Origin of the sequence: Salinicoccus luteus DSM 17002, from assembly GCF_000712035.1 — a bacterium.
Lineage (GTDB): Bacteria > Bacillota > Bacilli > Staphylococcales > Salinicoccaceae > Salinicoccus > Salinicoccus luteus.
The window spans coordinates 25,038-38,680 of the sequence record NZ_JONV01000013.1; the positions used below are offsets into that span (position 1 = coordinate 25,038).

Genomic DNA, 13,643 nt, shown 5'->3' on the forward strand with positions numbered 1-13,643 from the left:
CCACCTTTCGATGATTCCATTATAGGAACTCCATAAACCTGCAGCGATGGATTCCCTTTGAGATGTTGAATAATCGGGGTGGATTGTGGATGGAGAAAGATGGAGGGTGAACAAATCCGGCTGAAATGTACTCATTTCAGCCGGATTGTACTAGTGGTGCAGCAATAATTCCTGGATTTCATTATATTTTGTCCTGGACAAGGGAATCTTGGTCTTTTCCGGATTATCCATAACCACCGAATATGTGTTTTTCGACCAGGAAATAATCTCCTTCACTTTTTCCAAGTTGATGATGTATGAACGATGGCATCTGTAGAAGCCGTAGCTTCTCAAATCTTCGTCTATCTGGGCAAGTGTACCTTCCATCACAAACTTTTCCCGGGAAATATTTAGCAGAACCTTCCCTTCATTGCTTTCTATATATTCTATATCTTCAAGATCTATAAAAATCGTCTTATCCTGATATTTTGCCTTCAGCCTCTTGAGCTTAACATTTGGCTCCTCTGAAGTATCATCTGTCGCCACTGGTTTAAGCCCCTGCTCATTAAGCTTACATATGTCTGGTGACAGTACAAATGCTTCTTCTGTGCTCTGAGTAATAATCACCATGGCTTTGCCCGTCCGCTTCATCTGTTGGAGCGCTTTATGGAATAGATGGATGTTATTGACCGTGGCACTATGCAAAGGATCTACCGCAAGGATATTTTTCTGTGAAGAAATCATTGCATGGATATAACCCATCCTCTGGATAACTTCTTCAGTACATTTGGAAAGTTGTGTCTTCTGCCAAGGTTCGAGCTCGTATTGTCTGATGATATTTTCAACCTTCAATTCGCTGCCGTGCCACTTTGCAATGAATCTGAGCTGTTCGCGTACTGTCAGACGGTTATAGGATGGCATTGAGCTCTCGAGTAAGAAGATAGACTGTGAATTTTTCACCATACCGGTGATTCTATTGATATACCCCACCGGCATCTGTATAACGGCTGATTCCCCTGGTTCAAATGCTATTGTCTGCTCGTTCTCCTTACCGATCACTTCGGAAACTCTGATTTCATTCATTCCGCTCACCTCAAAATCCGATTGTATGTATATTATATTATAGTTGCGTTCTTCTGCTTCCACAAATATGGTTAGCGTTTAAGTCAAAAAGGTTGAAATCTGATTCGTTTAATGTAATATATAAAAAGTAAGTTACTTTTTATAACTAGAATATATCTTAATGGAGGTATCATTTATGGTCAAAATTGGAATCATTACAGGCAGCACGCGTCCTGCGCGGGTTAATCTGCAGGTCGCAGAATGGGTGAAGGATTTCGCAGAAAAGATGGATTTGGATGCACAATTTGAAATCGTTGATATAAAAGAGTACGACTTCCCGATGTTCAATGAAGATGTACCGCCTGCCATGGCAAATAAGGAATACTCCAAGGATACGGTAAATGCGTGGTCACAGAAGATAGATGAACTTGATGGCTTCATCTTCATCACACCCGAGTACAACAAGAGCATTACTTCTTCACTGAAGAACGCCATCGACTACATTGGACCGGAATGGGCGAACAAGGCAGCGGGCATCGTGGGCTATGGTTCCACACTTGCAGTCGCAGCAACACTGTCCCTGCGCCAGATACTCGGCAACCTGAACATCGCGACAGTAACACCATTCGGTGCCTTCAGTCTATTCACCGATTTTGAAAACATGACGACTTTCAAACCCGCGGAGATACACAATGGGACGATGGAAAATGTCATTACAACGACAGTGAACTGGGCCAAAGGGCTCAAAACAATCAGATAGCAGAAAAGGACAAGCTGTCGCTTGTCCTTTTCTGTGTTCGATAAAAAAAATAGCCGCCATCTCGGGATGGCGGCCGCCGTTCGATTATTGGATTACAAATGCTTCTCTCTCTTCATTATAGAATGTCACTTCAACGTTTGATGTCAATACATCCGTATATGTATATGACACTCTTTCAAAGCTATGTTCCTCCTGATCGAGTTCTACGACGAAGACAGAAGGATACGTTTCTCTAAGAATACCCCGTCGTTCAATCAATTTCTTGCGTCCTCCATTTGCACGGAGTAAAACTGGATTCCCCAATTGACAATCAAGAATATTTTTGATGTCGACTAAAGTTTTTGGCATTTGGCCCACCTCACTACATCCATTATAGCAAGTTTACATAATTCTGTCAAAATTCCGAGTAAATTCAGTCAATTTTCAGATATCCCCGCTTACTTTAAGCTCCGGAAATGCCTTAAGGGCATTATATATTTTTTCGAAATCCTCCGTAGAAAGACTCTCGCCGCGTCGTTTCGGATCGATGCCCGCCTGCTCGAGCATCTGATGAATGGAATCTTTTTTCTTCTTTCCATCTTCGAAGATACTCGAATAGTTGTTGAGGATCGTCTTTCGCCTCTGCCCGAATGCACCACGTGTCAGCTTGAAGAATAGCGCCTCATCCTCCACTTCCACTTTAGGGTTCTCACGGCGCACCATCTCCACTATGATGGAATCCACATTCGGCGGTGGCATGAATACGGACTTGGGAACATTTTGAACCACACGTGCTTCTGTAAAATAATCGATTGCGATGGACAACGACCCATATGTTTTGCTGCCCGGTTCCGCACTGATCCGTTCCCCCACTTCCTTCTGCATCATGACATAGAAGCGTGCAATCGGGAGATTCTGCTCCAGAAAATTCATCAGTATGGGCGTTGTGATGTAATAGGGCAGATTTGCAACGACGATCACTTCATCAAATTCCGAAAATTCTTCGGCAATCGTCCTTCTGATATCCGCTTTTAATATATCCTCATTGATCACTTCAATATTGTCGTATGGGGAGAGCGTATCTTCAAGTACGGGGATCAGACGCTGATCGATTTCGAAAGCGACCACTTTGCCCGCACGCTTCGCAAGCTGTTCGGTCAATGAGCCAATGCCCGGCCCCACTTCTATGACACCCGTGCTCTTCGTGATGCCGGCCTTGTTCAGCACTTCCCTGATGACATTCAGATCGACCAGGAAATTCTGTCCAAGACTCTTCTTGAAGGTGAAACCATGATCTGCCAATATTTGTTTCGTTCTTCCTACTGTCGCAATATCCTTCATTCTATTCACCTTTTAATTCATTTAGTATCCGTTCAATCTGTGCATGCTCAATACTGTATCGGTTCAACTTCTTCCTCAACTGCCCTGCATTGGCATAACCGATGTTCAGCCGATTGCACAAGTAGGTCCGGCGGTTTGCAGCTTCCTTGTTTCCCGACAGTCCCCATCCAACCATGTCCTGAATGGTGATCTTCTCTTCATAATCCGACGCGCCTGTATACACTTGTGAGAGACTTTCGATGATATCCTCCACAGCCGCATGCTCTATCCCGATTCCCCCGTTTCTTCCCTTCGCCTTGGCCCGGGGCATGAAAGCCTCTTTAATGTTCGGGAATCTTTCGAGTATCGTATTGCGGATCTTCTGTCCGGGATAATCCGGATCGGTAAATATGATTGCACCTCTCGTGGCCAGCGCCACCTCTATTTCACGCATCACCGTTTCGTCGATGGCTGAACCTTTCGTCTCGATTGTTTCACAGGAAACAGCTTCATTCAGACGCCTAGTATCATCCCTGCCCTCGACGATGATGACTTCCTTTATTACCGGTCTATCCATGTATGCACCTCGTTTCCATAATATCATATTTTTCATGTAAAAAATAAAACCACCGTCAGCGCGGTGATTTTATTTCTATATCTTAAAAAGCCTTTCGGCATTTTCGGTTGTCTGCTTTGCCAGCTCCTCATAGGATATCTCCCTGAGTTCGGCTATCTTTTCGGCAACAAGCTTCACATGGGCCGGTTCGTTCCTTTTTCCACGGTATGGATGTGGGGCCAGATACGGCGCATCCGTCTCCACCAGAAGTTTGTCGATTGGCACATGCTTGGCGATTTCTTTTGGATCCTGGGCATTCTTGAACGTCACAGGTCCGCCCAGGGAAACGTGGAAGTTCATATCGATGACTTCATCTGCAATCTCAGGAGTCCCGCTGAATGCATGCATGATGCCTCCGACTTCATGGGCACCTTCTGATTTCAGGATTTCAACACAGTCCAATGTCGCTTCACGATTATGGATGATGATTGGAAGATTGACACGTTTGGCAAGTGCGATCTGCTTTTTGAAGACTTCCTTCTGGATATCATGCGGAGACTTTTCCCAATGATAGTCGAGACCCGTCTCACCGATGCCGACGATCTTTTCGTGACCCGACAGCTCCTCGATCCATGCAAGGTCCGCATCTGTACAGTCTACGGCGTCCACCGGATGCCATCCGATGACTCCGTATATGTTGTCATATCGGTCAATCAGGTCCATCGTGCGTTCAATCGTCTTCCTGTCGAAACCGACGACCACCATCTTGCCGACACCCGCTTCTTCCGCGCGTTCGATGACGGCCTCCAGGTCTTCATCATACTGGTCTGCATTCAGATGTACATGCGTATCAATAAGCATGATATGCCTCCTTATTTGACTGTACTGCCATTCTCGATTCCGCTTGGCACTGATATCAGCGTCAAATGATTGCCCTTCTCGGCTGTAAGGATCATGCCCTGGGACAATTCTCCCCGAAGCTTCACCGGCTCGAGATTCGTCACTACAAGCACTTTCTTGCCGACGATATCCTCAGGTTCATACGCCTCACGGATGCCGCTTACAATCTGACGCTTCTCACTTCCAAGGTCCACCTCGATTTTGAGGAGCTTGTCCGCTTTCTTGATGCCTTCTGCATGAATGACCGTCGCAACTTTGATTTCCACCTTGTCGAAATCCTTTATTGTGATCTTCTCCGCCTCATCTGTTTCTTCATCTTCTTCCTCTGGGGCATCCGGAGTCATAAGATCTTTGATATGAGAGACTTCCGCCTCCACATCCAGACGCGGATAGATCGGTTCCGGTTTCGCAATCATCTGGCCTGCTGTACGGATGCTTCCGTACGACAGGATGGAGTCGAATGTCTGCAGCGATTCATCCGTCACGTTCATCTGTCTGAAGACCTCTTTTGGCCCATGTGTCAGATATGGCTTCAGGAGGATTGCGATGATGCGGATGTTTTCCGCCAGGTGGACCATGACACTGCCCAATGCTTCGCGCTCTGCCTCGTCTTTTGCGAGGACCCATGGCTGTGTCTCATCAATATACTTGTTCGTACGGCTGATGATCGTCCATACGGCTCTGAGCGCCTTGTTGAATTCCATCTCCTCCATGCTTGCCTCATAGAGTTTGACGTTCTCGTATACAGTACTCTCCAGGCTTTCATCAAATGCATTGTTGTGTCCTGTGTAGTCAGGCAGATTGCCGTCGAAGTACTTGTTGATCATGGAGATTGTACGGTTGACCAGGTTCCCGAGGTCGTTTGCCAGGTCATAGTTCGTACGGTCGACAAAGGCTTCCGGTGTAAAGACGCCATCAGAACCGAATGGCACTTCACGCATCAGATAATAGCGGAGCGCATCAAGACCATAGCGATCCACAACCGTTTCCGGATAGACGACATTGCCTTTCGATTTCGACATCTTGCCGTCTTTCATCACCAGCCAGCCGTGGCCGAGTATCTTCTTCGGCAGTGGCAGATCAAGTGCCATAAGCATGATCGGCCAGTAGATGGCATGGAAACGAACAATCTCCTTGCCGATCATATGGAGGTCCGCAGGCCAATATTTCTGGAACAGACCGTCATCATCCGCCTCGTAGCCGAGTGCCGTAATGTAGTTGCACAGGGCATCAATCCATACATACACCACGTGCTCCGGGTTGGATTTGACAGGTATGCCCCAGTCGAATGTCGTGCGGGATACTGCCAGATCTTCAAGACCCGGACGGATGAAGTTGTTCAGCATTTCATTCCTGCGGGATTCCGGTTGGATGAAGCCCGGATTTTCCTCATAGAACTTCTCGAGGCGTTCTGCATATTTACTCATTTTGAAGAAGTAGCTTTCTTCCTTAACGAGTTCCACTTCATGACCACTTGGCGCCATGCCGCCGATCATATTGCCGGCATCATCCCGGTAGACTTCCTCCAACTGGGTTTCTGTAAAGAATTCCTCATCTTCGACGGAATACCAGCCTTCGTATTCACCCAGATAGATGTCACCCTGCTCGTAGAGCTTGTCAAATATCTTCTGGATTGCAGCCTTGTGGCCCGGGCTCGTCGTACGGATGAACTGGTCATTGGTGATTTCCAGAAGCGACCAGAGGTTCTGCATATATGCTGCCATATCATCCACATATTTCTGTGGCGAAATGCCCATTTTTTCTGCTTTTTTCTCTATTTTCTGGCCATGTTCATCAGCACCGGTCAGATAATAGACATCATATCCGCGCATGCGCTTGTACCTTGCCATGACATCGCATGCAATCGTTGTATAGGCGTTGCCGATATGCAACTTTCCACTTGGATAATATATCGGTGTGGTGATATAGTAAGTTGGTTTCTCCATGCTCTTCCTCCTATTTGTTCATCTATTAAATATAACTAATATAGCGGTTTTTTTCAATAATATCAGTGGTTTATATTGGCACCTGAGGAAGCAATATGCTATAATCAGCAAGAACTCAACAGAGAACCGTCATATGTTTATTGACAATTGTTGGGAAATATGATAATTCGATGTTTCATTAATTTTATCTTGGGTAACCAATCTAGATACTGATCCTCCCTTTTCATGATGTCTTCTTGGACATGGATAGGAAGGTGGCATAGGGTAAGTGGATGAATGAAATTATGGAGGGATTCTTATGAAATCAACAGGGATTGTACGTAAAGTGGATGAACTTGGACGGGTGGTCATCCCTATAGAACTGAGGCGTGTACTTGACATTGAAGTCAAGGATGCACTTGAAATATATACGGATGACGATACAATCATTCTCAAGAAATATAAACCACAGATGACATGTGCCGTCACTGGAGATGTCTCGGAACAGAACATGCGCCTTGCAGACGGCCGCATTATTCTGAGCCAGGAAGGCGCAGAGAAGCTCATCGAAGAAATACAGTCAAAAATGAATAAGTAATGCATAAAAAATAAGCGGCGACCACCGCTTATTTTTTTGTTTCATGAAACTCGTCATAGACATCCTGCTTCTTCAGCCCGCGGGCTTCCGCCACTTTCTTGATTGCCTGCTTTGGTGTCAGCCCCTCTTTTGTGAGTGCCTCCACATGTTCGGCCACTGGTATGTCGAAGTGTACCGATTCTGCTTCTGCTCCCTCGATGACGATGACGAACTCCCCTTTCAAAGGGACCTTTCCGCCCAACAGCTCCAGCATTTCGGAGGCCGGCCTTCTTATATGCTGTTCGAATTTTTTCGTGATTTCCCTCGATATGCTGACCATCCTGCTTTCATCAATATCTCTGATCATTGCCACTGTATCTTTTATCTTATGGGGCGATTCATACAGCACAGAGGTCAGCTCATGGGCCATGATTTCCTTCAGCTTCTTCTTCCGCTTCCCCCCTGTCTTCGGCAGAAAACCGAAGTAGGTGAATTCGTATGAGGGGATGCCACTTGCGACAAGAGCCATTGCAAACGCGGAACCTGATGGGATGACCACGTGTTCAAGCCCTTCATCCTGCATTCGGGCGACCAGTTCAAAACCGGGATCGGAAATGACCGGCATTCCTGCATCACTTACCAGGGCGAACGTTCGGCCATCATGCATCTCTTCGATGATCCGGTCTTCCACTTCCTCCTTATTGAAATCATGATATGCCCTGAGGGGTGTATCGATATCAAAATGTGTGGTCAGCTTCCGTGTTGTACGTGTATCCTCGCACAGTATGACATCTACGTTTTTGAGCGTCTCAACCGCCCTGTAGGTCATGTCTTCGAGGTTGCCGAGCGGCGTCCCCGTGATATAGAGTTGCACATCCATCCCTCCTGATCAATGCCAGCTTTTCCTGTCTGGACAGTTTTTTTATTGCATGCTCGCGCTTCAGCGCTTCACTTCTTGTATTATGTGCTTCATGATACATGAGCTCGACCGGTCTCCGGTTGCGGGTATACTTGGCCCCCATGCCACTGTTATGCTTCTCCAGCCGCTTGGCGACATCTTTTGCATAGCCGGTATAGAGTGTATCATCGGCACATTTCACGATATAGACGAAGTGCTCAGCCATAGTAGACCGCCATCATCTCGTCCGTATAGTTTCCCTGTGTGTCATAGATATAGAGCGGTGGCAAAACATCCGCATAAGCCTGACTGTTGAATATGGCCTCTACCAGGACAAACAGCGCCGTCCCGGCTGAAACGTCATTATAGACATACTGGATCCGACGGACGCGGAACCCAGCATTAAAGAGCTCATTCACCACTTCCATACTCCGTTCTGCACGATGTACCATATAAAGCCGGCCCTTATTCTTCACCAGGAACCGTGCCGCTCCGATGACTCCCTTGAGGTCGATATGGATTTCATGACGGGCGATGCTGTGGGGGCCTTTGTCCTTTAACGGCTGGTTGTTCGTGAAATACGGCGGGTTTACTGTAATGACATCGAATGTGGAATGCTGATACATCTCCCTAATGTTGCTGATGTCTCCCTGGCAAAGCTGAATCTGCGACGTCTTTCCATTCATCTCGATGCTGCGTTTTGCCATATCAACGAGTTCGGGCTGGATTTCCACCCCTTCAATTGGCAGTCCCGTCCGGTGCGATAGCAATAGCGGAATGACCCCATTTCCGGAACATAGATCGATGATGCGACCATCCCTCTTCAAAAAACGTGTGAAGTTTGCCAACAGCAGCGCATCCACAGAAAATGAGAACACCGCCTTGCTCTGGATGATCTTCATCGATTCCCTGAATAGCTCATCCACACGTTCGCCTTCTTTTAACATGTCTTCACCCTCAATAAATAAAGCGGCCGAAGCCGCCTAGTTGTTCCTATGCTGAAGGAAGCCCTGGCAGAACAGACAGTCCTCGCCATGGCGGTGTGTACCAAAATGGATGCTGCACACATGGAAACCTTCATCATAGAGGTTGTTTAAAGTATTCTGTTTGAATGACTTCGCTTTCTCGGATTCTTCTTTCGCCAAAAGCTGCTCGTAGTTGTCCTTCTCCATCTGAAGGCTTACATTCTCCTCCACAAGACGAACCGAGAGCTCCTTCAGCGTCTGAAGCTCCTCATACATATGATTCATATCCGCTTCGAGTTTGCTGATGTGCGTAAACAGGCGTTCCCGGTCCATTACTGCACCCCGCCGGCTGCATTCAATTCATCACAGTGATATTCACGTATATAGTCATCCTTATACTTCACTTTCACGACCAGATCCAGTATGTTCATGCCGATTACAACTGCACGCCCATCAGGCGTCTCGATCGTCTGTCCAACATCGGGCATCTGCTCTCGTGCATCTTCGTAATATTCATCTTCATAATTCAGACAGCACATCAGGCGGCCGCATGCCCCTGAAATCTTTGTCGGACTCAGCGACAGATCCTGGTTTTTGGCCATCTGTATGCTCACCGGAACGAAATCTCCAAGGAATGTCGAACAGCAGTGTGCGCGTCCACATGGACCGATGCCTCCAAGATATTTAGCCTCATCCCTTACGCCGATCTGACGCAATTCGATGCGGGTCTTGAAGCGGGTCGCCAGTACTCGCACAAGGTTCCTGAAGTCCACCCTTTCATCTGCTGTGAAATTGAAAATGAGCTTCTTACGGTCCATTGTATACTTGGCGTTGACGAGCTGCATGTCGAGTGCTTCCTGTACGACAGCTTCCTTGCAGAAACCCAGTGCTTCCTGTGCCAGAGATTGGTTGTTATGGAACGTCTCCACATCTTCTTCTGTTGCTTTGCGGATGAACCTGCCATCCGGCTCCACAATATTATCTTTTGAAACACGGTAATTCGATTTCACAACACGCAGCATTTCAATACCACGCTTTGTCTCTGTGACAATGAAGTCATCGCGTTCGACTATGTCTTCCTTCGCTTCTATATATATATTATCGAAATAGTCCAATTGGGTAGCAGTGATGAGTTCTATCATAATCATTCAACCTTTCGAGCAGATAACCATACTTTCAAATACGAGCATTGGATGCACATTGGATTGGAGCAGACGGTTTGCAGTCTGAACTTCCTCCAGCATGTGCGACAGCTTTTCCACACGCTGCCCTGCTTTCATATTTTTCACTTCATCCCCGAATGGTTTGAAATCTTCGAGTTCCAGCAGTTCATGCAGACATTGTCTGATATAGCCATCAATCATCTGCAGAAGAAGGGCATGATCCCTTTTGCTATGGCACAGGTCGAGCATCGGTCTGATCTCTATCAGTACCAGTGGATGATTCCCGAGCCATTTTGCTGAAAAATCCATCGCAGCCTGCCTCAGACTTGAAAATGAATCCTCAAGATCTTTGACATGCTGGGCATTCAGAGCCAATATATCTACGGTGGTAAGCTCTGCTTGGCTCAATGAATCCAGCATCTTTATACGGTCATCACGCTCTCCTTTAATATGGATGTGCTGAGCCCTCGAGTGGATGGTGGGAAGTATGCTGCTTTTATCTATGGTAAGCAGAATTGCAATCGTTTTGTCCGGAGGATCTTCAAGAAACTTCAAAACGCTATTTTCCGCCTGAGGTGTCAGCTTTTCAAAGGCTTCAATCACATAGACCTTATACTCGGATTCCGTCGGTTTGCGGTTCATTCGCCGGACGAGATCTTCAATCGCTTCCTTCTTGATACTCGTTTCTGAAGTCTCAAGATAGAAGTAGTCCGGATGATTGCCTTCTGAAATCAGCCGCGCATTCCTTGGTGTATGCCCAAGGATATTCAGTGCAAAATATTCACTATAACGCTTTAACGTCTCTATCGCGTCCCCTTCAAACATGTAAGTATGACTCAATCTGCCATTTTCTATAATTCGATTCAACTGGTTTTCAACGATGCTGTTTTCAGCCTTCATAGCGTCTCACTCTTAAAATCTTTCAAATTGTTCAATGGGCAGTACAAATACTGTCGCGCCGCCCACTTCAACCTCGACCGGATATGGGATGTAGGAGTCTGCATTTCCTCCCATTGGTGTGACTGGAGCCACTGTCTGCTCCCGATTCCCACAAGTGTCATCGATCAGTGTGAGGAGTTCGTCCACACGTTCATCTCTGACACCACAAAGGAACGTTGTATTTCCTGCCCTCAGGAACCCGCCTGTCGTAGCCAGTTTTGTACTCCTGAAGTCATTTTTAGCCAACCGATCAGCCAACCTTTGACTGTCATGATCCTGTACAATTGCGATTATCATTTTCATGACTGATTCACCTCTTGATTCAAGTATTGGTTAATTATGTTTATCGCATCCTCCATCACCCTATCAGGCGACTGGCTTGCATCCACTGTTTTAATGCGGTTCGGATAATTTTCTGATAATTCATTATAACCCATAACAACATCTTTATGAAAGTCTATTTCTTCGGCATCCAATCTGTTGTGGTCCCGTTCATTACTGGAAATGCGCTCAAGTCCGATTTCAGGATCCAGCTTCAGATAGATTGTCAAATCCGGCATATGGTCTTCTATTGCGAAACGGTTGATATCCATTATTGCTTGAGTCCCTAGATGCCGCGCATAACCTTGATAGGCGATGGAACTGTCTATAAAGCGGTCGCACAGGACGATTTTGCCTGTTTCCAGCGCCGGAATCACCTTTTCTACAAGATGCTGGCGTCTGGATGCAGCAAAAAGCAATGCTTCGGTCCTTTCGTCCATGTCGTTCCCTTTTGCCAAAAGGATTTCCCTGATCATTTCGCTTATCCCTATGCCGCCAGGTTCCCGCGTCATGATCACTTCATGTGACTTGGAAAGATATTCGAAAACCCGGGCGATGAGCGTTGTCTTCCCCGAACCTTCCGGTCCTTCAAAAGTTATGAAATGGCTCATTGATTACCCTCATTACTGTAGTATTCTATATTGTATTTTATACCTTCTATTCTAACACGATTACGCAGATAGTGCTTAATCGATTTAAGGTGTGCCCGTGTGATCAATTCGTTTTCATGGACGAGCGGAATGCCGGGCGGATAGGGGACAATACTTTTCACGCATCTCTCTCCCTCTAATATATCGACCTGTACCTGAACCGGTTCAGGTTTCCTTGCCCTGAAATCCATTATCCCGATACGTTCGATGAGCGGCGAAAATGGATACTTGTCCCCTATATGAAACAGTGGAAGGCAGAACAGAACACCTTCATCCGTCACCATCTCCGGGTAGATATGAAGATCAGTGAAGACATCGTGCAGCATGAAAGGAGTCAACTCCTTATGTCCCAGAAGAAGCTTTGCTGGATCATCCTGCTGACTCACCTGAAGTCCTGCTTTTTTCATGGTTTCAATCAACAGCGCCCTTTTCTGAAAGAATTCATCAGCTGAATAGTTCCTATAGAACACGTGTGCCTGTTCTATAGAAAGCATGACCAGGTAGGAAGGGCTCGAGGTTTCGAAGTAGTTGATGTATTTCATGATGTTTTCATATAATTTTTCATCCCTCACAAAAATCACCGAGGCCATTGTCAAAGCAGGCAACATCTTATGATAGGACTGGATCGTGATATCCGAATGGAATTTCATTGAGGAAGACGGAAACCCTTCTGCTATATCCAGATGGGCTCCGTGGGCCTCATCCGTCAGTACCAACCCCTGCAGGGAATGGATGTGATGGATGACGTTCTCTATATCAAAACACTCCCCGATATACGTAGGATAAGTAATGAGCACAACATCCCGCGGTTTGATGTCATATGAATAGACCTCTTCCAAAGCTATCTCCTGGTACGGTGAATTCGTGAGATCCAAACCATGGTAGATGGACTTATGCGCGCCTTTAATGACGATAAACCGCTCGTGAGTTTGCGAGAGGGCATATAGAGCAGATATAATCCCGTTCGTAGTCCCGTTGACCATCACCTGCGCCTTGTAGTCTTCATATTTTGTGGCAATCTCCGCATTCAGCCGATCAAGTACCCCATTAGGTTCATGAAGATCATCCAGTCCCTCTATCTCTGTCATATCATAACGCCAATCAAAATCAGATAGACGGCCAATTGTATTATTTTTGTGTCCTGGTACATGCATCGAAATGGATCCATTCCGTATCTTCTCAGTAATTTTTTTATACAGTTCCATATATTCACCACTGGGTTCACTATATTTTCCTTTAATTATAAGCAGAATAACTCCAATAACACAAAAAAAGGATTCCTATTAAAGGAATCCTTGTATGTAATTGCCCGGCGGCGTCCTACTCTCACGGGACGTCAGTCCAACTACCATCGGCGCTGGAGAGCTTAACTGCTGTGTTCGGCATGGGAACAGGTGGGGCCTCTCCGCCATTGCCACCGGACAATATAAGGTTGAATGATATACATTCAAAACCGGATAGAAACAATGCGCCGCGCAGAAAACCAACACGGTTTTCATTAATTGAATAAGTCATCGATCGATTAGTATTCGTCCGCTGAATGTGTCGCCACACTTACACGCCGAACCTATCCACCTCATCATCTCTGAGGGATCTAATGGGGAAATCTCATCTTGAGGGGGGCTTCATGCTTAGATGCTTTCAGCACT

At 46.3% G+C, this 13,643-nt stretch carries 17 protein-coding genes and 2 rRNA genes; 2 read left to right on the forward strand and 17 right to left on the reverse strand.

Annotation, left to right across the window (positions count from 1 at the left end):
• Window positions 1–150: 150 nt before the first annotated feature.
• Entirely contained in the window at window positions 151–1,062 is a 912-nt protein-coding gene (locus tag BO53_RS0109765) for a response regulator transcription factor (RefSeq protein WP_031547715.1), read from the reverse strand.
• 175 nt (window positions 1,063–1,237) lie between these two features.
• On the opposite strand from BO53_RS0109765, the gene BO53_RS0109770 reads away from it, so the two are divergent.
• A complete protein-coding gene (locus tag BO53_RS0109770) occupies window positions 1,238–1,801 on the forward strand; it encodes an NADPH-dependent FMN reductase (protein WP_031547717.1) in 564 nt (187 codons plus the stop codon).
• Window positions 1,802–1,885: 84 nt separating this feature from the next.
• On the opposite strand, the gene BO53_RS0109775 is transcribed toward BO53_RS0109770, so the two are convergent.
• The 5 genes from BO53_RS0109775 to metG form a co-directional block, all read right to left on the reverse strand.
• Window positions 1,886–2,149 (reverse strand): Veg family protein, encoded by a 264-nt coding sequence (locus tag BO53_RS0109775; RefSeq protein ID WP_031547719.1) that lies wholly within the window; start codon window positions 2,147–2,149, stop codon window positions 1,886–1,888.
• Window positions 2,150–2,224: 75 nt separating this feature from the next.
• Window positions 2,225–3,121, reverse strand: coding sequence for a 16S rRNA (adenine(1518)-N(6)/adenine(1519)-N(6))-dimethyltransferase RsmA (rsmA, locus tag BO53_RS0109780; protein WP_031547721.1), 897 nt, complete (start codon window positions 3,119–3,121; stop codon window positions 2,225–2,227).
• Between the two features lies 1 nt (window position 3,122).
• The gene (gene rnmV / locus BO53_RS0109785) at window positions 3,123–3,677 is read right to left on the reverse strand and encodes a ribonuclease M5 (RefSeq protein ID WP_031547723.1); all 555 of its coding nucleotides are present in this window, start codon (window positions 3,675–3,677) and stop codon (window positions 3,123–3,125) included.
• A 75-nt stretch (window positions 3,678–3,752) separates the two neighbouring features.
• Window positions 3,753–4,517 (reverse strand): TatD family hydrolase, encoded by a 765-nt coding sequence (locus BO53_RS0109790; RefSeq protein ID WP_031547725.1) that lies wholly within the window; start codon window positions 4,515–4,517, stop codon window positions 3,753–3,755.
• A gap of 11 nt (window positions 4,518–4,528) precedes the next feature.
• On the reverse strand, window positions 4,529–6,502 hold the full coding sequence (gene metG / locus BO53_RS0109795) for a methionine--tRNA ligase (RefSeq protein ID WP_031547727.1): 1,974 nt from the start codon (window positions 6,500–6,502) through the stop codon (window positions 4,529–4,531).
• A gap of 298 nt (window positions 6,503–6,800) precedes the next feature.
• On the opposite strand from metG, the gene BO53_RS0109800 reads away from it, so the two are divergent.
• Window positions 6,801–7,079, forward strand: coding sequence for a transition state genes transcriptional regulator AbrB (locus BO53_RS0109800; protein WP_031547729.1), 279 nt, complete (start codon window positions 6,801–6,803; stop codon window positions 7,077–7,079).
• A 28-nt stretch (window positions 7,080–7,107) separates the two neighbouring features.
• On the opposite strand, the gene rsmI is transcribed toward BO53_RS0109800, so the two are convergent.
• From rsmI to BO53_RS0109855, 11 genes are all read right to left on the reverse strand, one after another.
• Window positions 7,108–7,932 (reverse strand): 16S rRNA (cytidine(1402)-2'-O)-methyltransferase, encoded by an 825-nt coding sequence (rsmI, locus tag BO53_RS0109805; RefSeq protein ID WP_051683086.1) that lies wholly within the window; start codon window positions 7,930–7,932, stop codon window positions 7,108–7,110.
• Window positions 7,868–8,182: a GIY-YIG nuclease family protein gene (locus tag BO53_RS0109810; RefSeq protein WP_084185013.1), complete on the reverse strand. Its 315-nt coding sequence runs from the start codon at window positions 8,180–8,182 to the stop codon at window positions 7,868–7,870. Before BO53_RS0109810 ends, rsmI begins: the two co-directional genes overlap by 65 nt.
• Complete coding sequence (locus BO53_RS0109815; protein ID WP_031547734.1) at window positions 8,175–8,903, reverse strand: tRNA1(Val) (adenine(37)-N6)-methyltransferase; 729 nt, start codon at window positions 8,901–8,903, stop codon at window positions 8,175–8,177. Before BO53_RS0109815 ends, BO53_RS0109810 begins: the two co-directional genes overlap by 8 nt.
• 36 nt (window positions 8,904–8,939) lie before the next feature.
• Window positions 8,940–9,254 (reverse strand): initiation-control protein YabA, encoded by a 315-nt coding sequence (locus BO53_RS0109820; RefSeq protein ID WP_031547735.1) that lies wholly within the window; start codon window positions 9,252–9,254, stop codon window positions 8,940–8,942.
• The gene (locus tag BO53_RS0109825; protein WP_084185015.1) at window positions 9,254–10,063 is read right to left on the reverse strand and encodes a PSP1 domain-containing protein; all 810 of its coding nucleotides are present in this window, start codon (window positions 10,061–10,063) and stop codon (window positions 9,254–9,256) included. Before BO53_RS0109825 ends, BO53_RS0109820 begins: the two co-directional genes overlap by 1 nt.
• Before the next feature lie 6 nt (window positions 10,064–10,069).
• Window positions 10,070–10,984 carry a hypothetical protein gene (locus tag BO53_RS0109830; RefSeq protein WP_031547739.1) on the reverse strand — a complete coding sequence of 305 codons (915 nt, stop codon included), beginning with the start codon at window positions 10,982–10,984 and terminating at the stop codon, window positions 10,070–10,072.
• A 12-nt stretch (window positions 10,985–10,996) separates the two neighbouring features.
• Window positions 10,997–11,326 carry a cyclic-di-AMP receptor gene (locus BO53_RS0109835; protein ID WP_031547740.1) on the reverse strand — a complete coding sequence of 110 codons (330 nt, stop codon included), beginning with the start codon at window positions 11,324–11,326 and terminating at the stop codon, window positions 10,997–10,999.
• Window positions 11,323–11,955: a dTMP kinase gene (tmk, locus tag BO53_RS0109840; protein WP_031547742.1), complete on the reverse strand. Its 633-nt coding sequence runs from the start codon at window positions 11,953–11,955 to the stop codon at window positions 11,323–11,325. Before tmk ends, BO53_RS0109835 begins: the two co-directional genes overlap by 4 nt.
• Window positions 11,952–13,199: a PLP-dependent aminotransferase family protein gene (locus tag BO53_RS0109845; protein WP_031547744.1), complete on the reverse strand. Its 1,248-nt coding sequence runs from the start codon at window positions 13,197–13,199 to the stop codon at window positions 11,952–11,954. Before BO53_RS0109845 ends, tmk begins: the two co-directional genes overlap by 4 nt.
• A 102-nt stretch (window positions 13,200–13,301) precedes the next feature.
• Window positions 13,302–13,416: ribosomal RNA gene (rrf, locus tag BO53_RS0109850) — 5S ribosomal RNA — on the reverse strand.
• Window positions 13,417–13,496: 80 nt separating this feature from the next.
• Window positions 13,497–13,643: ribosomal RNA gene (locus BO53_RS0109855) — 23S ribosomal RNA — on the reverse strand; the annotation flags it as partial.